The organism is Streptomyces sp. NBC_01515, assembly GCF_045040345.1.
Classification (GTDB): Bacteria; Actinomycetota; Actinomycetes; order Streptomycetales; family Streptomycetaceae; genus Streptomyces.
Map to the genome: position 1 here is coordinate 2,760,116 of NZ_CP109416.1, position 19,036 is coordinate 2,779,151.

Here is a 19,036-nt window from a genome sequence, read left to right on the forward strand (position 1 = left end):
GCCGGCCGGGCCGCCGGCTCCCCCTCGTAAGTGCGGCGGCCTGGCTTTGCGGGGCGGAACGGTGCGACTAAACGCCGTTGTGTTGTGGGTGGTTGGTCGGGTGCTGCGCCGTCGTGGCTTGTCGCGCCCCCGCGGCGGAGCCGCTGATGTCACAGCCCCGCGCCCCTGAGGGGGTGGGTGTGGGCCTGCGATCGTTGCGCAGGACGAGTAACGCAACGTCATCTGTGGGGGTGCCGCCTGCGTGGCGGAGCAGTGCCGTGAAGACTGAGCCCAGGACCGACTGGGGTGCTGGGAGCGGGTGTTGAGCCACCGCAGCGCTCAACGCATCCTTCAACGGGAAGAAGCGGCCCCTCCCATCACGGGCGTCCTCCGCCCCGTCCGTGTAGAGGAACAGCGCCTCGCCCGGGAGGAGTTGGCCGCAGCGGACGAACGGCAGCTCGGCCGGCAACGGGAACGGGCCGAGGGGCGGAAGAGGATCGGCCCGGGCAAGTGGCTCGACACTCTCCCCGCTCAGCAGGTACGGCCACGGGTGACCGCAGTTCAGCCCCCGCACCTCACCGTCCCTGCCGATCTCCAGCAGCAGTACGGTGACGAACTCCTCGGCGACCGGGCTGTCGGGGTCGAGGCCGCCGGACGCGGGGTGTTCCGCGCGGGCGCGTTCGCGCAGGTGGCGGGCGAGGGCACGCTCCAGGCGGCGCAGGACGCCCTCCAGGTCGGGCTCGTCGTGGGCGGCCTCGCGGAAGCTGCCGAGCACGGCGGCGACCGTGCCGATCGCGGAGATGCCGTGGCCGCGTACATCGCCCATCACGACCCGGACGCCGTGCTCGGTGGCGATCACCTCGTACAGGTCACCGCCGACCACCGCACCTCGCTCCGCGGAGAGTTGGGCGGCGGCGATGTTCAGCCCGTCGAGGCGGGGTGGCAGCGGGCGCAGCAGGGCGTTCTGGGCGGCGCCGGCGATCTGGCGGATCTGCCGCAGTTCGCGGAGCAGGGAACGGCGGACCTGGACGATGAGACCGGTGCCGACCGCGAAGAACACCGCGCTGGTGACGATGCGGGCGCCCAGGCTGTTCTGCTGGGCGAGCGGGCAGGTGAGTTTGTAGGTGATCGCTATGGCGCCCCAGACCGTGGGCAGCCCCAGGGCGAGCGCCCTGCGCAGCGGACGGCGGGCACGCGTCCTCGGGCGCGTCCTGCGGGGCACCCCAGCCTTGATGCGGATCATGCCTGTGGCCCCCCAAATAGGCCCCGACAGCGCAATCGGACCGACCCCGAGAGGCCGGTCCGATTCTGTCGACCACATGCCCCGATCGGGCCACATCACCCGAACTTCTCACCCGAACGAGTGAGACGACAAATACAGGCCCACGGTGATGCCCTCAAGGGGTGCGGGGAACTGCGCGACCAGCCACAACGAACCCGCAGCCGGCAAACAACAGCAGCTCCCCACCCCTTAGCCCAGTCTCAGCCGCGAAGCACAGCTCCAACCCGCGACCCGGCCAACGCCACCGCCGCATCCCGAGCCGCCGACGCCTCATCGACAGTCAACGTCCGATCAGCCGCCCGGAACCGCAACGCATACGCCAGCGACTTCTTCCCCTCGCCCAGCTGCGCAGCGTTCTCGTAGACGTCGAACAACCGGATCGACTCCAGCAGTTCACCCGCCCCCTCACGCAACGCGGCCTCAACACCCGCATGCGGCACAGCCACATCGACAACGAGCGCGACATCCTGCGTGGCAACAGGGAACGTGGAGATCTTCGGCCCCTTGGGAACCCCCGAAGACGCCAACTCAAGGACATCCAGGTCGAGTTCCATCGCACTGGTACGCGCGGGCAGCCCCAGCGTCTTCAGCACACCAGGGTGCAACTCCCCGGCATACCCGATGACTTGCTCAACACCCTCGACGACAACCGCGAGTTCCGCGCAGCGACCGGGATGCCAGGGCCCGTACTGCCCACCCCGCACGAGGAGTTCGGTCCCGGCCTCCCGCGCCAGCACCCGCGCCGCCTCGACCGCGTCGGCCCAGTCGGACGGACGCCCCTTGCCCCACCACCCGGCCTGCTCACGCGCGCCCGCGAGGACGACCGCTGCATGCCGGGGCTGAACGGGCAGCGCCTCCGTAAGAGAAGCGATCTCCTCGTCGGTGGGACGCCGGTCGACAGGCAGCCGTACCGCGATCTTCAGCTCTTCACGTGGGTGGAAGACCAACCCGGTCTCGAACAGCGCGAGGTCATGCGAGCCACGACCGTCGTTCCGGCGCAGCGCACCGAGCAGGCCCGGCAGCAGCGTCGTACGAAGCGCGGGCTCCTCGTCCGAGAGCGGGTTGACCAGCTTGACGACCTTGCGGTTCGGGTCGTCGGCGGTCAGGCCGAACTGGTCGAAGACGTGCTCGCCGACGAAGGGGTAGTTCGGCGCCTCGACGTAACCGGCACCGGCCAGCGCGCGGCCGATACGGCGGTGGAGGCGCTGGCGGTCGGTGAGGCCCCGGCCCGCGGGGGGCTTGGGGAGCGTGGAGGGCAGGTTCTCGTAGCCCTCCAGGCGGATGACCTCTTCGGCCAGGTCGTTCGGGTCGGTGAGGTCGGGGCGCCAGGACGGGACGGTGACGATCAGCTCGTCCTGCCCGTACACGTCGCAGCCGACCTGCTGGAGACGCCGTACGACGGTCTCGCGGCCGTAGGTGACACCCGCCACCTTGTCCGGGTGGTCCGCCGGGATCGTGATGGTGTGCGGGGCCGAGGGCGCGATGACCTCGGTGACGCCCGCGTCCGCCGTACCGCCGGCGAGGAGGACCAGGAGGTCGACCGTGCGCTGGGCGGCGGCCGACGCGGCCTGCGGGTCGACGCCCCGCTCGAAGCGCTTGGACGCCTCGGAGGCCAGCTTGTGGCGGCGGGCCGTACGCGAGATGGAGAGCGCGTCGAAGTGCGCGGCCTCGACGACGACCTCGGTGGTGGTGCCCTCGGTGTCGTCGATCTCGGTGTTGGCGCCGCCCATGACGCCCGCGAGGCCGATGGGGCCCCGGTCGTCGGTGATCACCAGGTCCTCGGCGTCCAGCGTGCGCTTGGCGCCGTCGAGGGTGGTGAGCTTCTCGCCCTGCTCGGCCCGGCGCACGCCGATCGGTCCCTGGACGCGGGAGCGGTCGTAGGCGTGCAGGGGTTGGCCCAGTTCCAGCATCACGTAGTTGGTGATGTCGACGGCGAGCGAGATCGGGCGCATGCCCGCCTTCTGGAGGCGGCGCGTCAGCCAGAGCGGGGAGCGGGCCTCGGGGTCGAGGCCGGTCACCGTGCGGGCGGTGAAGCGGTCGCAGCCCATCGGGTCGGAGACCTGGACCGGGTAGCCGAAGGCGTTCGGCTGCGGGACGTCCAGGAGTGCCGGGTCGCGCAGCGGCAGGCCGTAGGCGATGGCGGTCTCGCGGGCGACGCCGCGGATCGACAGGGCGTAGCCGCGGTCGGGCGTGACGGCGATGTCGAGGACCTCGTCGACGAGCTGGAGCAGCTCGATCGCGTCGGTGCCGACCTCGTGCTCGGGCGGCAGCACGATGATGCCGTGCGAGCCGTCGTCGCCCATGCCCAGTTCGTCGCCGGAGCAGATCATGCCGTGCGAGGTCTTGCCGTACGTCTTGCGCGCGGCGATCGCAAAGTCGCCGGGCAGGACCGCGCCCGGGAGGACCACGACGACCTTGTCGCCGACGGCGAAGTTGCGGGCGCCGCAGACGATCTCCTGGGGCTCGCCGGTGCCGTTGGCCCGGCCGACGTCGACCGTGCAGAAGCGGATGGGCTTCTTGAAGCCCTCCAGCTCCTCGATCGTGAGGACCTTGCCGACGACGAGCGGGCCCTTGATGCCGTCGCCGACCTGCTCGACGGTCTCGACCTCCAGGCCGACGGAAATGAGCTTGGCCTGGACGTCTCGGCCGGTCTCCGTCGCCGGCAGGTCGACGTACTCCCGCAGCCAGGAAAGCGGGACGCGCATCAGATCTCCATCCCGAACGGCCGGGTGAACCGGACGTCGCCCTCGACGATGTCTCGCATGTCTTCGACGTTGTGGCGGAACATCAGCATCCGCTCGATGCCGAACCCGAAGGCGAATCCGCTGTACTTCTCCGGGTCCACACCGCAGGCCACGAGGACGCGCGGGTTGACCATGCCGCAGCCGCCCAGCTCGATCCAGCCCTCGGAGGAGCAGGTACGGCAGGGACGGTCGGGGTTGCCGACGGACTCGCCCTTGCAGACGTAGCAGAGCATGTCCATCTCGGCGGACGGCTCGGTGAAGGGGAAGTAGTTCGGGCGCAGCCGGGTCTTCATCTCCGCGCCGAAGAGCGCCTGGACCATGTGGTCGAGGGTGCCCTTGAGGTCGGCCATGGTGAGGCCCTCGTCGATGGCGAGGAGCTCGATCTGGTGGAAGACCGGGGTGTGCGTCGCGTCCAGCTCGTCCGTGCGGTACACGCGGCCGGGGCACACGATGTAGACCGGCGGCTCGCGGTCCAGCATGGCGCGGGCCTGCACGGGGGACGTGTGCGTCCGCAGCACGACACCGGACTCGTCGCCTTCAGTCCCCTTGGGGCCCTGGACGAAGAAGGTGTCCTGCATCTGCCGGGCCGGGTGGTCCGGGGTGAAGTTCAGGGCGTCGAAGTTGAACCACTCCGCCTCGACCTCGGGGCCCTCGGCGATCTCGTACCCCATGGACACGAAGACGTCGGCGACGCGCTCCATGAACGTGGTGAGCGGGTGCCGGGCGCCGGCCGGAACGCGGTCGTACGGCAGTGTGACGTCCACCGCCTCCTCGACCAGGACGCGGGCGTCCCGGTCGGCCTCCAGCTCGGTCTGGCGGGCGGCGAGGGCCTTGTTCACCGCGCCCCGGGCCTGGCCGACGAGCTTGCCGGCCGCGGCCTTGGCCTGCGGGGGCAGCGCGCCGATCTCGCGGTTGGCGAGGGCGAGCGGGGAGGTGCCGCCGGTGTGGGCGATCTTGGCCTCCTGGAGCGCGTCGAGGTCACCGGCGGCGGCGAAGGCGGCGAGCGCCTCGTCCCGCATGCGCTCGATCTCTTCCGGTTTCAAGGCCTCGACCTCTACAGGGTCGTACGACTTATTCGGTGCCGACATCTCTTCCCGTGCTTCCGGTTGGCTGGCGGATGGTCCCCGTCCCGACTCGACTCGGGGGACGCGTCGTCGTCCCTGAAACGGGGACGCAAAGGTGCCAAAGGCCGAGTCTAACGGGGGTGAGGCAGGTGACATCGCCCGTGGGGCCTCGTCGGCGGCTGCGGCAGGGCTACTGCAGATACGCCGGGGTGCCCACGGGCAACATAAATCGGAACTCGGCGCCGCCGCCCGGGGCGCGGCCGACCGTGATGGTGCCGCCGTGGGCCTCGACGATGCCCTTGACGATGTACAGCCCGAGGCCGGTGCCGCCGCGCTTGCTGCCCCGCCAGAAGCGGGTGAAGACGCGGTTCATGGACTCCTCCGGAATGCCTGGGCCCTCGTCGCTCACCGTCACCGAGGTGCCGGTCTCCTCCCCTTCGCGGGGGGAGGCCGAGGCCGTGACGTCGATAGTGACGGTTCCCTCGCCGTGCCGCACCGCATTTTCCAGCAGGTTGCTCAGCACCTGGTCGACCTTGTCGGGGTCGGCCCACAGATCGGGCAACGGCTGCTCGACGCGGAGCAGGAACCGGTCGGCGGTCTGGCCCGCGGCGACGTACGCCTGGATGTGACGGCCGACGGCGGCGCCCATGTCGACGGGCTGGCGGCGCAGCTCCAACCGCCCGGAGTCGATGCGGGAGATGTCGAGCAGCTCGGCGATGAGCCGGGTGACGCGGTCGGCGTCGGCGTCGACGGTCTCCAGCATCAGCCGCTTCTGGTCGTCGGTGAAACGTTCCCACTTCGCGAGCAGGGTCGCGGTGAACCCCTTGACGGAGGTGAGCGGAGAACGCAGCTCGTGCGCGACAGTGGCGATCAGCTCGGCGTGACTGCGCTCGGTACGGCGCCGGGCCTCGGTGTCCCGGAGGGAGACGACGACCCGACGAACAGGACCAAGGGGTTCCGTACGAACGTAGCGCGCGGTGACAAGAACCTCATGACCGCCCGGCAGCAACAGGTTCCGCTCGGGCTGCCGCACCCGGATGGCCAACCCGCCGTAGGGATCGGTCAGTTGCCACCAGCGGCGCCCCTCCAGATCCTCTAACGGAAGGGCCTTCTCCAGCCGTTGCCCGAGAGCGTCGGAGGCGGCGACGGAGGTGATGCGCTCGGCGGCGGCGTTGAAGCAGACGACCTGCCCGTGCTCGTCGGCGATGACCAGGCCGTCGGCCAGTTCGTCGGGGTCGATGCCGAGGTCGTCGTGCCGGGCCTCGGACGGCCGGGGCACACCCCGTGCTCCCGGCGCGCTGCTCGTGCCGACAGTCATCCCCGTACCCCACCTCTTCTCATACGGCGCAGGTGGCCCCCGAGCTGGTCACCCTACTAGCTGCCGGTGACAGAGCGGCACCCTCCGGAGGCGCGCTGTGCACGCGCCGACGCATACAGACATACGGCGGCGGCGGTGGCGAGGTTCAGGCTCTCGGCCTTCCCGTGGATCGGAACCCGCACAACGGCGTCCGCGAGCCCCCGGGTCTCCTCCGGAAGCCCCCACGCCTCGTTCCCGAACACCCAGGCGGTGGGCCCGCCCATGGTCCCTTGATCCAGCTCGTCGTCGAGGTCGTCGGTCCCGGCCCCGTCAGCGGCGAGAATCCGCACCCCGATCCCCTTGAGCCCGGCCACAGCCTGCTCAACGGGCACCCCGACAACGACGGGGAGGTGAAACAGGGACCCCACGGAGGCCCGAACGGCCTTCGGGTTGTACAGATCCACAGAAGCATCGGTCAGTACGACGGCCTCGGCACCGGCGGCATCGGCGCACCGCAGAACGGTGCCGGCGTTCCCGGGATCCCGCACGTTCGCCAGCACGGCCACGAGCTTGGGGCGGCTACGGAGGATCTCCTCGAACGGAGTGTCGAGGAACCGACAGACCCCGACCAGCCCTTGCGGCGTGACAGTCGTCGAGATATCGGCGATGACCTGCTCATCCGCAAGATGCACGCGGGCACCGGCGTCACGGGCCTCCCCCACGATGTCGGCATACCGCTCCGCAGCCTCAACGGTGGCGAACAACTCGACAAGCGTGTCCTTGTACCCCGCTGCTTCCCGCACGGCCTGCGGCCCCTCGGCAAGAAACAGCCGCTCCTTGCCCCGAAAGTTCCGCTTGGCAAGCCGCCGGGCGGCGGAAACGCGGGAGGAACGAGGGGAGATGAGGTCGGGGGACATGCTCTGCTTCACCTTCAAATCTCAGGCCAACCGCAATCCCCTCAGGGGCGCGGGGAACTGCGCGACCAGCCACAACGGCCCCGCACCCGACAACGAACCGGGTCCGGGCCAGCAACAAAGGACCCGCAGGCTAAAAACCTGCGGGCCCTTCAAGTCACCGCTCAAGCCAGCGCAGCGTCACGCAGCCTTGGGCGCGTTCACGTCGCTCGGCAGAGCCTTCTGCGCAACCTCGACCAGCGCGGCGAACGCACCGGCGTCGTTGACAGCCAGCTCCGCGAGGATCTTGCGGTCGACCTCGATGTTCGCCGCGTTCAGACCCTGGATGAAGCGGTTGTACGTGATGCCGTTGGCGCGGGCAGCGGCGTTGATGCGCTGGATCCACAGCCGCCGGAAGTCGCCCTTGCGCTTCTTGCGGTCGTTGTAGTTGTAGACCAGCGAGTGGGTGACCTGCTCCTTGGCCTTGCGGTACAGACGCGAACGCTGACCGCGGTAGCCGGAGGCGGCTTCGAGGATCGCCCGGCGCTTCTTGTGGGCGTTGACTGCCCGCTTGACGCGTGCCACTTGTTTAACTCCTTGTAGCGGGGCCGTGGTTGGACTCACACGGCCCGGAATCGATGGGGTCCCGGTCCAGACGTACGGCGCTCAACCGGAGCGCCGCGTACGTCACTTGCCGAGAAGCTTCTTGATCTTCTTGGCGTCGCCCGGGGCCATCTCGGCGTTGCCGGTGAGGCGACGCGTCACGCGGGACGACTTGTGCTCAAGCAGGTGGCGCTTGCCGGCACGCTCGCGGAGCACCTTGCCGGAGCCCGTGATCTTGAAGCGCTTGCTGGCACCGCTGTGCGACTTGTTCTTCGGCATAGCGCCGTATCTCCTCGTCGGTGGCGCTCCGGTGCCCGGTCGTGAAACCGGGCACAGGTGGAGCGTCGCTCTTGTATCGGTTACACCCCTGGACTGGCGTCCGGGGATCAGGCGTCGGCGCGAGCCTCGGCCGGGGCCTCGACGGTCTCGACCTCGGTGACGTCGCCCTCGTCAACGATTTCCTCGTTGACGCTGTCCTCGTCGTCGAACTCGGACTCCGCGGCGTTCTGCGACTTGCCCGGGTTGGCCTTCGCCTCCGCCTTGCGGACCGCCTGGGCCTCACGGGCCTCGGCCATCGCCTCGGTCTTCTTCTTGTGCGGGCCGAGAACCATGATCATGTTTCGGCCGTCCTGCTTCGGGTTCGACTCGATGAACCCGAGGTCCTCGACGTCCGTGGCGAGACGCTGCAGCAGTCGGTAGCCGAGCTCCGGCCGGGACTGCTCGCGACCACGGAACATGATCGTGATCTTGACCTTGTCGCCCTGCTTCAGGAACCGGACGACGTGACCCTTCTTGGTGTCATAGTCGTGCGGGTCGATCTTCGGCCGGAGCTTCATCTCCTTGATGACCGTGTGCGCCTGGTTCTTGCGCGCCTCACGGGCCTTCATGGCCGACTCGTACTTGAACTTCCCGTAGTCCATGAGCTTGCAGACCGGCGGACGTGCACTCGCCGCAACCTCGACCAGGTCCAGGTCGTACTCCTGCGCAAGCTCAAGGGCCTTGGCAAGCGGAACAATTCCGACCTGCTCGCCGCTCGGACCGACAAGTCGCACTTCGGGAACGCGAATCCGGTCGTTGATACGGGGCTCGGTGCTGATGGATCCTCCTCGGTTAGCACCACACGGCCATCTGGCGGACGGCCGCGTTTGTCTTCGGTAGACAGACCTAACCGCGCCGGAACACAAAAAATGCCCCGGACGATCACAAGACGGGGCTCCAAAACACTGCCGGAGCACCGCCGCGATGATCGCGGGGCGCGCTTTCGGGCGACTCCATCGTCCGTACGGAACGATGGTGACCGCCTGACCGGGGTGACCCGCCGTCCGTGAGGACAGTCAGGTGGGAGATCGGAGCCTCCACTTGTTGGCCGGGCACCACGGTGCCTGGCCGGTCATCACACGAGGTTAGCAGCTCCCCGGGGGTGGTGCGAACCGCCGTACACCGGGCCCTATCGTGTGGGGCATGAGTGACACGCCTCCCGAGTCCACCAATGTTGACGCCCCCGACTTCGACGCCATGGCCCGCGACATCGCGGAGGTCCCGGCGGTCGAGGTGATCGTGACGGTCGCCGTGAATCTGATGAGCGCCGCCGCCGTGAAGCTGGGGCTGACCGAGGAGGGCGACAAGTACAAGGACCTGGACGAGGCCCGCAAGCTGGTCACCGCCCTGGCCGGCCTCCTCGACGCGAGCGCGACCGAGATCAGCTCCTTCCATGCGGCCCCGCTGCGCGACGGCCTGAAGTCCCTGCAGCTGGCCTTCCGTGAGGCGTCCCTCGTCCGCGACGAGCCGGGCCAGGGCCCGGGCGAGAAGTACACGGGCCCGATCTACGGCTAGCAGCTCACCCCATACGTACGTACAAGGGCTCGCCCGGAGGCGTCGCCCCGGCGGGCAGCAGTGCCAGGTCGAGGCCGCGCACCAGGCGGGCCCTCAGCGTCTCGTCGGCGGCGAGGCGCCGGGCCACCGCGCGGGCGGCCTCGGCGGCGGGCGCGGCCGGGTCGAGCACGAGCGCGAGGGTGCCGTCGGCCTGGCCAGGGCCGAGGTGCGCACGGAGTACGGCGGGCTCGGCGGCGACGGCGGTCCGTACCGCGTCCACCACCGCCGGGTCGGTGAGCGGGTCGGCGGTCGTCCGTCCCTCCGCGACGGCGAGCAGCGCGGACCCGCTCAGTTCGTACGGCACGGGCCCGGCCAGGTCCAGCACGATCGTGTCCGCCTTCTCGTGCACGGCTGCCTGGAGGGCCTGGTGCAGGGGTACGGCCACAGGTCGGGCCGCCGGGTCCCAGCGGGCCAGCGAGTCGGTGGACGTGAAGGCGGGCAGCGCGGTCCGGCCGCCGGCCTTCAGGGTGGGCACGGCCATGTCGCTGGTCTTCTCGCGGCGCAGCCCGTTCTCGTCCTCCTCGACCTCGCCGAGGACGGCCACCACGGGCACGAGCAGCCGGGCTCCCTTGAGGGCCGCCAGGACGGGGCCCACGGCGGTGCGGTCCTCGGCCCAGGCGGCGAGGGCCGCGCTCAGTGCGGGGTCGGCCGTGCCGTCGTCGTCGGAGTACCCGGAGTCGGGAATGTTCTTGTTCGCCACGGTGACCGACCCTATCGGGGGGATGCTGCAGGGCTTGTGCGGGTCCTGAAATGCGGGGGACACAGCTTTCACGCGTTTCTCAGCCACAGTTGACAGACATCTAACTTCCGTCTCACGTCTCGCACAGTCGCCGCACCCACGATCGCGGGCATGGAGTCTTCCAGAGCCGCCCGCCGAAACCACCGCGCGCGTTCCTCTCGACGCCGTCCGCTCCCCTACATCGCCCTCGCCGCCGTGGCCGTCGTGGGCGTTACGGCGGGGGGAACCGTGTACGTGAAGGCACACGCGCACTCCGGCGTCGTATCGTCGGCGGCGGCGCCGTCGGCCTCGGCGTCGGCGTCGGCGTCGGGCAGCCGGGAGGCGACGGTGGAACCTGTGACGCAGCCGACGGTCGACTACGACGCGCTGCTGGCCAAGGCGATGACGGCGGTGACTCCGGCCGGCGACCAGAAGGTGTCGGTGGCGGTGCTCGACCTGACCTCCGGCGAGAGCGCGACGTACGGCAGTGGCGCCTTCGACACGGCGAGCATCGTCAAGGTCGACATCCTCGCGACGCTGCTGCTCCAAGCGCAGGACGCGGGCCGCCGGTTGACCGCGACGGAGAAGTCGTACGCCACCACGATGATCCAGAACAGCGACAACGACTCCGCGACCGCGCTGTGGAACATCATCGGCACGGCGGACGGGCTCGACGCGGCGAACAAGACGTTCGGGCTGACCGGCACCACGGGTGGCGCCGGCCCGCTCTGGGGCCTGACCCAGACGACGGCGGCCGACCAACTCACCCTGCTCCAGCAGGTGTTCGGGGACGACTCGAAGCTCAGCTCGGCGTCGCGGTCGTACATCCAGGGACTGATGAAGCAGATAGAGGCCGACCAGCAGTGGGGGGTGTCGGCCGCGGCCGACGGCTCCAAGTGGGCGCTGAAGAACGGCTGGTTGGCGCGCAGCACGACCGGTCTGTGGGACGTCAACAGCATCGGCCGGGTGACCGGCGAGGACGGCGACGCGTACCTGGTCGCCGTCCTGTCGAAGGGCAGCACGACCCAGACCAAGGGCATCACGCTGATCGAGGCGGCGGCGAAGGCGGGGGTCGCCGCGTTCGGCAAGAACAGCGGTTCGTCTACGGCGGCTTCGGCGTCCGCGACCGACTGACGCCGCCCGCTCGCGCGTTCAGAAACCCTCGTGGGGGCGTCGGCGCCGGCCGCGCCACAGGACGACCGCCGCGACGAGGAGGACTCCGCCGACGCTGCCCGCGAGGGGGCCCGCCCAGTCGGACGTGCTGCTGTCGGACTTGGCGGCGTCCGGTCCTGAACCGAAGTACTTCTTGCCGTAGGCGGCGGAGCGCAGGCCGGTGGGCTTGAGGGCGGCGGCGGACTTGATGGCGGCGGCGGGGTCGATGAAGCCGTAGCCGCGGGAGTCGTCGCGGCCGCCGGCCGGGGGGTTGCGGGCGGTGTCTTCGAGGAGCTTCTTGATCTGGGCCGGGGTCAGCCCCGGGTGGGCCGCCTTGATGAGCGCGACAGCCCCTGACACAAAGGCGGATGCGGCGCTGGTCCCCCACCCCTCGTAGTACTTGTGGTCGGGGTCGGCGATGACGACGTTGACGCCGGGGGCGCTGACCGTGGCGTACCAGCGGCGGGTGGAGAAGGAGGCACGGGTGCCGAAGCGGTCCACGGCGGTCGCGGCGATCACGCCCGGGTAGGCGGCCGGGTAGGAGACGTGGTCGCCCTTCTCGCCGCCGTTGCCGGCCGAGGCGACGACGGCGACGCCCTTCTTCAGGGCGTACTGCACGGCCTCGTCCTCGGCGGGCTCGGGGTGTGCGGAGGCGGAGTCGTCGCCGAGGGAGAGGTTGATGACGTCGGCGCCGTGGTCGGCGGCCCAACGGATGCCGTCCGCAAGGGCGTTGCCTCGGGTGGTACGGGCCTTGCCGCGGGCGGAGTCGCCGTCTTCGAGGATCACGCGGACGGGGAGGATCTTGGCCTCGGGGGCGATGCCGATGACTCCGTCGGTGTCGCCGGGACCGTGTCCGTGGCCGGCGATGATGCCGGCCATGGCGGTGCCGTGGCGGGCCCAGGCGCGGTCGCCCGGCTTGGCCCCGAAGCCGACCATGTCCTTGCCGGCGAGGACGTTGCCGGTGAGGTCGGGGTGGTCGGCCTCGACGCCGGTGTCCAGGACGGCGACGGTGATGCCCTTGCCCTTGGTCGTCTGCCAGGCCTCCTGGGTGTGCATGGCGTCCAGGGCCCATTCCTGGGCGCGTATGCCGTCGGCGTGCGCGACGGTGGACGGGACCAGGGCGAGGGAGGCGGCCAGGAGGGCGCTCAGCAGACCGGCCCGGCGGACGGTGACGCTCATGAGGTCTTCTTCTCCGAGCTCGTTGAGGCCCCCGAGGGCGAGTCGACGGTCTTGCGCAGGCTCCGCTCCACGCGGTCGGCGAGCCCCTGCGCCTCGTTGCCGAGACCGGCCTGGGCGGGGGCGTCGGTGCTGCCGGACGTGACGGCTTTGTCGGCGGGTTCGGGTGCGTCGACCGTACGGCCGTCCGCCCAGCCGGAGACGGCGTAGACGACGACGGGGGCGTCGGTGAGGACGGACACGGTCCACGAGGCCCGCTGCTTGTCGCCGAAGGCGGCGGCGAGGGTGCCCTTGGCGGCGTACGGGCGGGGCATGAGGTCGGTCCGGTTGCCGAGGTTCTCGTTCTTGAACCGGGTGGAGAGGGCGGTCATCACGGCGAGGTCGCCCTTGGCGAAGAGGATGCCGACGGTGGTGACGTAGCTCTGGGTGGCGTCGGTGTAGGTGGCCCGCAGGAGCCGCTGGCAGCCGACCGGGGCGAGGACGTCGCGCAGCAGCGGATCAAAGGCGTTCGCACAACCGCTGTCCGGGGCGACGGCGATCCGCGTCCAGGTGCGGTCGGCGCCGCCGGGCCCGGCCCCCTGCCCTTCCACCGTGGGCGGAAACAGCTGGTCGACAGGCACGCTGTGCCACAACTGCCCCGCGGCGGCGAAGGAAGTGGCACCACTGTCCACCCCGTCATCCCCCGTGAGCCAACTCCCGGTCACCGCACCGCCGATGAGCCCGAGACCGAGCACGACACAGACGCCGACAGCGGCGGTCCGGGACCGTATCCGCGCCCCCAACGGCCGCGGCCGCACCCGCTCGTCGTATCCCTCGGGTTCCCCGAACGACACGACCGGGCGTCCTTCGCCGGGGTTCAGGGACTCGGTCCAGGAGAAGGCGGGGTCGGGGGTGGGGTTGGGGGTGCCGGGGGTTGAGGGGGTCCAGGCGGGGGTGTGGGGGTCGTGGTGGGTGGGCGCGACTGGGGCGCTGGGGGTGGCAGTTGGCCAGGCTCGGGTGTCGGTGTTGTCGGAGGAGGGCCCAACTGGCTTGCTGGGGGCGTCCGTTGACCAGGCACGGGTGTCGGCGTTGTCGAGGGTAGGCCCAACTCGCTTGCCGGGGGCGTCCGTTGACCAGGCACGGGTGTCGTCGGGGATGGGCTTGGCTGGGGCTGGGCTGCTGGGAGCGGCCGGTGACCACGCGGTGGCGTCCTCGACGGTGGGTCCAACTGAGGTGCTGGGAGCGGTTGCTGACCAGGCACGGGTGTCGGAGTCGTCTGCGGTGGGCCCAACTGGGGTACGGGGGACGGGCGGTGACCAGGGGGCCGTGTCGTCGACGGTGGAGCGCTGTGCGGCGGGCGCGGAGGAGTCGGAGCTGGGTGCGGTGGGGTGGGGGCCGGAAGGGTAAGGCGCAGCGGGGTGGGTGTCAGCCGGCCGAGTGCCGGAGGGGTAGGGCGCGTTGCCACCGGAGGGCGACCACGCACCACGGCTGGGCGCGCCGCCTGTGGGATCCGTGAACGACTCGCCCCGCCAAGGGGTTTCCGGCCGGAGCCGGTCCGTGGTCTCCGAGATGGGCTCGGGGGCGGGGCTGGAGGGCGGAGCTGGAGGCCGAGTGGGGGTCGCGCTCTGCCGGTCGGGTGCCTGGTGCGGGGGCTCGGTTGACGGGCGGGGCGGGGTGGCGGCGGGGCCGGGAGGTGTTGCCGGGCGAGGGGAGTCCTGGCGGAGGCGGTCGGACGGCTGGGGCGAGGGCTCTGCTGCTGGGCTGGGCGGGGTGGTGGAACCGGCGGATGTTCCCGGGCGGGTGGGGACATAGCGCTGGCGGTCGGACGGCTGGCGCGGAGGCTCGGCGCTGGGGCGCGGAGGAGTGGCCGGGGCGGGAGAGGTTGCCGAGCCAGCGGAATCCTGGCCCATCCAGTCGGACGACGGGCGCGGAAGCTCGGCCTCGGGGCGCGGAGGAGTGGCCGGGGCGGGAGAGGTTGCCGAGCCAGCGGAATCCCGGCCCAGCCGGTCCGTCGACTGACGCGAAGGCTCGGCCCCGGGGCGCCGCGGAGTGGCCGGGGCGGAGGGCGTTGCCGGGCGGTTCGGGTCCTGGCCAAGCTGGTCGGACGGGTAGCGAGGAGGCTCGGCCTCGGGACGCGGCGGCGTGACCGGCGCGGGAGGCGTGGCCGAGCGAGCGGAATCCCGGCCCAGCCGGTCGGACGGCTGGGGCGGAGGCTCGGCCTCGGGGCGCCGCGGAGTCGCCGGGCCGGGAGGCGTTGCCGGGCGGTTCGAATCCTGGCCCAGGCGGTCGGACGGCAAGCGCGGAACCTCGCCCTCGGGACGCGGCGGCGCGGGAGGTGTGGCCGAGCGAGCGGAGTCCTGGGCCAGCCGGTCGGACGGCTGGGGTGGAACCTCGGCCGCCGAACCGGGCGGGGTAGCGGATTCAGCAGATGTTCCCGGACGCGTGGGGACATAACGCTGCCGGTCGGACGACTGACGCGGAGCCTCACCCTCGGGACGCCGCGGAGTGGACCGGCCAGGAGGCGTAGCCGAGCCGGCCGAATCCTCACGAGGCCGGTCGGACGACGGATGCGGGGCCTCGCTGGCGGGGCGCGGCGGGGTGCCCGAGTCGGCGGATGTCCCCGGACGGGTCGGGATGTACCGCTGCGAGTCGGACGACTCATGCGGAGCGTCGGTCGCCGAACCGGGCGAGGTAGCGGGGCCAGTAGGCGTTCCCGGTCGCGTGGGGGCATAGCTCTGCGGGTCGGACGACTGACGCGGCGCCTCGTCCTCGGGGCGCGGCGGAGTCACCGGACCGGGGGAAGCTGCCTGGCGAGCGGAGTCCTGGCCGAGCCGATCGGACGCTTGAGGCGGAGCCTCGCCCGCCGGACCGGGCGGAGTTGCGGAGCCGGGAGGCGTTCCCGGGTGCCCGGGGGCATGGCGAAGCCGGTCGGGCGACCGACCAGGGCCCTCACTCGCAGCGCGCGACGGGACACCTGGGGCAGGAGGCATCCCCGGACGAGCCGAATCCTGGCGCGACCAGTCGTACGCCTCACCCGGAGCCTCACCCGCAGGACGCGACGGAGCGCCGGAACCAGGAGGCGTTCCCGGACGGCCCGGGACATGGCCAAGCGGATCTGACGACCCACCGAAAGCCTCGCCTGCGGCACGCGACGGGACACCCGGAGCGGAAGCCGTCGCCGAACGAACCGAATCCTCGTGCAACCAGTCGAACGCCTCCCCCAGAGCCTCACCCGCAGAGCGCGGCGAACCAACGGAGCCGGGAGGTGTCGCTGCCCCGGTCGCATCCTGACGAAGCCAGTCGGACGACGAACCTGGGCCCTCGCTCGCAGGGCGCGGCAGGTTGTCCGAGCCGGCCGGTGTGGTCGGGCGGAAAGGGGTGGCCGAATCCGAACTGGGTTCCCACAGCCCTTCGTTACTACCTGTCGCCGCCGTAGGGCGGTGCGGCGGCCGGGGTGGGACCGTTCCCCGCGTGGCTCCATCGGCGTTCGCACGGAGCGCCTCGCCGCCGGGCGCGGGCGGGGTGTCCGGGAAGCGTGCCGAGGCTGGAGGAGGGGGTGGACTCACGGGGTCCATGGCACGGGGTGAGAAAGGCCGAAGGCCGGGAAAACGTGGCCGCCCGTCAGAGGAGACCGGTGGCGAACCAGCCCCGTCACGGTCATCGGAGCCGTTGTTCCGAGACGCGGTACGAGGATCAGGACCGGTGCTCGGAGACCCAGTACTCGAAGACACCGCGCCGGCATCAAACCCGTTGCCCGAAGCCCCAGTTCGCACATCGGGGCCGTTCCCGTCCCCCTGGAACACCGCGCCGGCATCGGCCCCACCGTTCTCCGGTGCCGTACGCCTACCGTTACCGCGGTCCCACCACCCCGTACTGGACCCGCCGCTCCCCGCCGAACCCGCACCGGAACCCGGCGCGAACGGTTCTCGCCCAGTCCGCGAAACTCCCGCAGCCCCCGAGTTACCCGACCCCGACACACCCGTACCCGTACCCGTACCCGTACCATCGCCCGGTCGCGGCGCATCCCCCGCCGCCCGTCGCCCGCGCGCGTGGGCACCCGAAGCAGGCCGCCGCTCCGACGCCCCACCGTTCACCGACGCACCCGGCATCCCCGGCGCACTCCACGCGTCCCAGGCACTCGAAGTACTCGACGCACCAGGCCTGTTCGGCGTACCAGGCGCCCCCTGCCCACCCCTCGAAGCGGAACTCGAAGCGGAACCCGGAGCCACCCCCGAAGCCGGACCGGAACCGACACTCGGCCCCCAAGCGAACCCCGAGGCCGGACCAGAAACAGACCCCGAGCCAGGAACCCAAGCAGAACGTGAACCCGGCCCCGAGGCAGAACCCGAAGTGGCCCCTGACGCAGCCGCCCCCGCGGCCCCCGCCATTCCGGAAGCCCCGGAAGTCCCCCTCGCCCCGGAACCCGCCGCCATCCCCGAATCCCCCACAGAACCAGAATGCGGTCGGTCCAAGTCCTCGCCCGTTGCCTCGTCGGCCGTCGGCCGCCCCGCCGAGTCCGTCACGTTCCCCGAATTCGTCCCGTTCGCCGGGTTCACAGGATTGACCGAACCCATCGAACCCATCGATCCCGTAGAGCCCGGCGCTCCCGGCGGCCGGTGCGGCGGCGTCGAACCCGCCGGTCCGGGGGCGCGTCGCGCTTCCGTGCTCATGCACCCCCCGTTTCCTCGTACCCGGGCCACCGTCTGCTCGCCTGCGGGCCGATGTACGCCTGCCCTTTGTCCGTACGCGGGCCGGTGTACTCCTGCCGTGCTCGTATACGGACCGGCGTCCACCCCGCTCTCACCCGGCACGACACAAAATCAAAGACACAGAAACAAAGTCGTCCCGAGCACGCATACCCGCAGCGGCGGACCGCCATCCCGGGCGCGGTCGAACGACCGGCGGCGTTTCCTCCGTGCGTGCGCGTCACTCTACGGGTTGACCCCGCTCGGACGGGAACCAGTCCACGCCCCCGGGGCATCTGCCCGGAACGTCCCCCTACCCTGCGGTAATCCTGTCTGGCAGGCTGCGTTCATGACTGCGCGCGCCGCCGACCGGGCCCGTTACGACCGGGCCACCGCCCACCTCGACGCCCCACTCGCGATCGTCGACCTGGACGCCTTCGATGCCAATGCGGACGACCTCGTCCGCCGGGCCGGCGGCAAGCCGGTCCGCGTCGCCAGCAAGTCCGTCCGCTGTCGAACCCTCCTCGAACGCGTCCTGGCCAGGGACGGCTTCGCGGGCCTGATGTCCTTCACCCTCGCCGAGTCGCTGTGGCTCGCCCGCTCCGGGTTCGAGGACGTCCTCCTCGCCTACCCCTCCGCCGACCACGCCGCCTTCGGCGAACTGGCCAACGACCCCAAGCTCGCCGCCGCCGTCACCGTGATGATCGACGACCCCGCCCAGCTCAAACTCATCGACGACTCACGCGACGGCGGCACCGAAGTCATCCGTGTCTGCCTGGAGTTGGACACCTCTTTGAAGCTGCTCGGCGGCCGTGTCCGCGTCGGCGCGCTCCGCTCACCGCTGCGCACCCCCGCCCAACTCGCCGACATCGCACGGACGGTGTCCCGCCGCCCCGGCTTCAAGGTCGTCGGGATCATGGCCTACGAGGGGCACATCGCCGGCGTCGGCGACTCCGTCGCGGGACGGCCGTTCCGGTCCCGTGCCATCCGGCTGATGCAGGCCACCGCCAAGCGGGAACTCGCCGAGCGGCGTGCCGAAGTGGTGCGCGCGGTAAGGGCGGTTGTGCCCGACCTGGAGTTCGTCAACGGCGGCGGCACCGGCAGTGTGCAGCACACCGCCGCCGAGGACGCGGTGACCGAGATCGCGGCCGGTTCCGGGCTGTACGTGCCGCGCCTCTTCGACAACTACACGTCGTTCACCGGCCGTCCGTCCGCGCTCTTCGCCATGCCCGTCGTACGGCGCCCGGGCGTCGGCGTCGTCACCGTCCTCGGCGGCGGCTACCCCGCCTCCGGCGCCGCCGGCCCCGACCGGCTCCCGGTGCCGTACCTCCCGGAGGGCCTGCGCTACGACCCCCAGGAGGGGCCCGGCGAGGTGCAGACGCCGCTGCTCGGGTCCCCCGCCGACGATCTCCTCATCGGCGACAAGGTGTGGTTCCGCCACGCCAAGGCCGGTGAACTGTGCGAGCGCTTCGACGCGTTGCACCTGATCGAGGGCGACGCGGTGACCGCGACCGTGCCGACGTATCGCGGTGAGGGCATGACGTTCCTCTGACGGATGACAGACCGACAGAAACGCGCGACGGCCCGGAAGT

Annotated in this window: 13 protein-coding genes and 1 pseudogene; 3 read left to right on the forward strand and 11 right to left on the reverse strand. The window is 71.1% G+C overall.

Translation table 11 applies throughout. The features are described 5' to 3' along the window. Window positions 1-67 precede the first annotated feature (67 nt). The 8 genes and pseudogenes from OG407_RS12180 to infC all read right to left on the reverse strand — a co-directional run bounded on the left by OG407_RS12180 (window position 68) and on the right by infC (window position 8,984). Complete coding sequence (locus tag OG407_RS12180) at window positions 68-1,222, reverse strand: PP2C family protein-serine/threonine phosphatase (RefSeq protein WP_405857609.1); 1,155 nt, start codon at window positions 1,220-1,222, stop codon at window positions 68-70. A gap of 239 nt (window positions 1,223-1,461) precedes the next feature. Further along, window positions 1,462-3,966 (reverse strand): phenylalanine--tRNA ligase subunit beta, encoded by a 2,505-nt coding sequence (gene pheT, locus OG407_RS12185; protein ID WP_405857611.1) that lies wholly within the window; start codon window positions 3,964-3,966, stop codon window positions 1,462-1,464. Beyond that, window positions 3,966-5,093, reverse strand: coding sequence for a phenylalanine--tRNA ligase subunit alpha (pheS, locus tag OG407_RS12190; RefSeq protein WP_405857612.1), 1,128 nt, complete (start codon window positions 5,091-5,093; stop codon window positions 3,966-3,968). The genes pheT and pheS overlap by 1 nt, the downstream gene beginning before the upstream one ends. 166 nt (window positions 5,094-5,259) lie before the next feature. Continuing rightward, complete coding sequence (locus OG407_RS12195; protein WP_403590024.1) at window positions 5,260-6,387, reverse strand: ATP-binding protein; 1,128 nt, start codon at window positions 6,385-6,387, stop codon at window positions 5,260-5,262. Between the two features lie 56 nt (window positions 6,388-6,443). Beyond that, complete coding sequence (locus OG407_RS12200; protein WP_405857614.1) at window positions 6,444-7,283, reverse strand: TrmH family RNA methyltransferase; 840 nt, start codon at window positions 7,281-7,283, stop codon at window positions 6,444-6,446. A gap of 177 nt (window positions 7,284-7,460) precedes the next feature. Continuing rightward, on the reverse strand, window positions 7,461-7,844 hold the full coding sequence (gene rplT / locus OG407_RS12205) for a 50S ribosomal protein L20 (RefSeq protein WP_019066261.1): 384 nt from the start codon (window positions 7,842-7,844) through the stop codon (window positions 7,461-7,463). 102 nt (window positions 7,845-7,946) lie between these two features. Beyond that, the gene (gene rpmI, locus OG407_RS12210; protein WP_019065473.1) at window positions 7,947-8,141 is read right to left on the reverse strand and encodes a 50S ribosomal protein L35; all 195 of its coding nucleotides are present in this window, start codon (window positions 8,139-8,141) and stop codon (window positions 7,947-7,949) included. Window positions 8,142-8,248: 107 nt separating this feature from the next. Beyond that, window positions 8,249-8,984 (reverse strand): annotated as a pseudogene (gene infC, locus OG407_RS12215) (translation initiation factor IF-3). A 339-nt stretch (window positions 8,985-9,323) separates the two neighbouring features. Between infC and OG407_RS12220 the strand changes: the two are divergent. Continuing rightward, on the forward strand, window positions 9,324-9,695 hold the full coding sequence (locus OG407_RS12220) for a DUF1844 domain-containing protein (RefSeq protein ID WP_019065475.1): 372 nt from the start codon (window positions 9,324-9,326) through the stop codon (window positions 9,693-9,695). Between the two features lie 4 nt (window positions 9,696-9,699). Here OG407_RS12220 and OG407_RS12225 read toward each other — a convergent pair whose 3' ends face one another. Further along, window positions 9,700-10,434 (reverse strand): SseB family protein, encoded by a 735-nt coding sequence (locus tag OG407_RS12225; protein ID WP_405857616.1) that lies wholly within the window; start codon window positions 10,432-10,434, stop codon window positions 9,700-9,702. 150 nt (window positions 10,435-10,584) lie between these two features. Between OG407_RS12225 and OG407_RS12230 the strand changes: the two genes are divergently transcribed. After that, window positions 10,585-11,586, forward strand: coding sequence for a serine hydrolase (locus OG407_RS12230; protein ID WP_405857618.1), 1,002 nt, complete (start codon window positions 10,585-10,587; stop codon window positions 11,584-11,586). 18 nt (window positions 11,587-11,604) lie between these two features. Here OG407_RS12230 and mycP read toward each other — a convergent pair whose 3' ends face one another. Both mycP and OG407_RS12240 read right to left on the reverse strand, forming a co-directional pair. Then, window positions 11,605-12,783 (reverse strand): type VII secretion-associated serine protease mycosin, encoded by a 1,179-nt coding sequence (gene mycP, locus OG407_RS12235; protein WP_405857620.1) that lies wholly within the window; start codon window positions 12,781-12,783, stop codon window positions 11,605-11,607. Then, window positions 12,780-13,613 (reverse strand): hypothetical protein, encoded by an 834-nt coding sequence (locus OG407_RS12240; RefSeq protein ID WP_405857621.1) that lies wholly within the window; start codon window positions 13,611-13,613, stop codon window positions 12,780-12,782. The genes mycP and OG407_RS12240 overlap by 4 nt, the downstream gene beginning before the upstream one ends. 4,180 nt (window positions 13,614-17,793) lie before the next feature. On the opposite strand from OG407_RS12240, the gene OG407_RS12245 reads away from it, so the two are divergent. After that, window positions 17,794-18,996 carry an amino acid deaminase/aldolase gene (locus OG407_RS12245; RefSeq protein WP_405857623.1) on the forward strand — a complete coding sequence of 401 codons (1,203 nt, stop codon included), beginning with the start codon at window positions 17,794-17,796 and terminating at the stop codon, window positions 18,994-18,996. The last annotated feature ends 40 nt before the right edge of the window (window positions 18,997-19,036 follow it).

What these genes read in the sequence shown, in the direction of transcription:
- pheT (WP_405857611.1), bottom strand. Translation starts at nt 3,966, where the DNA reads ATGCGCGTCCCGCTTTCCTGGCTGCGGGAGTACGTCGACCTGCCGGCG.
- OG407_RS12245 (WP_405857623.1), top strand. Translation starts at nt 17,794, where the DNA reads ATGACTGCGCGCGCCGCCGACCGGGCCCGTTACGACCGGGCCACCGCC.
- OG407_RS12180 (WP_405857609.1), bottom strand. Translation starts at nt 1,222, where the DNA reads ATGATCCGCATCAAGGCTGGGGTGCCCCGCAGGACGCGCCCGAGGACG.
- OG407_RS12230 (WP_405857618.1), top strand. Translation starts at nt 10,585, where the DNA reads ATGGAGTCTTCCAGAGCCGCCCGCCGAAACCACCGCGCGCGTTCCTCT.
- OG407_RS12195 (WP_403590024.1), bottom strand. Translation starts at nt 6,387, where the DNA reads ATGACTGTCGGCACGAGCAGCGCGCCGGGAGCACGGGGTGTGCCCCGG.
- rpmI (WP_019065473.1), bottom strand. Translation starts at nt 8,141, where the DNA reads ATGCCGAAGAACAAGTCGCACAGCGGTGCCAGCAAGCGCTTCAAGATC.
- OG407_RS12220 (WP_019065475.1), top strand. Translation starts at nt 9,324, where the DNA reads ATGAGTGACACGCCTCCCGAGTCCACCAATGTTGACGCCCCCGACTTC.
- pheS (WP_405857612.1), bottom strand. Translation starts at nt 5,093, where the DNA reads ATGTCGGCACCGAATAAGTCGTACGACCCTGTAGAGGTCGAGGCCTTG.
- OG407_RS12200 (WP_405857614.1), bottom strand. Translation starts at nt 7,283, where the DNA reads ATGTCCCCCGACCTCATCTCCCCTCGTTCCTCCCGCGTTTCCGCCGCC.
- mycP (WP_405857620.1), bottom strand. Translation starts at nt 12,783, where the DNA reads ATGAGCGTCACCGTCCGCCGGGCCGGTCTGCTGAGCGCCCTCCTGGCC.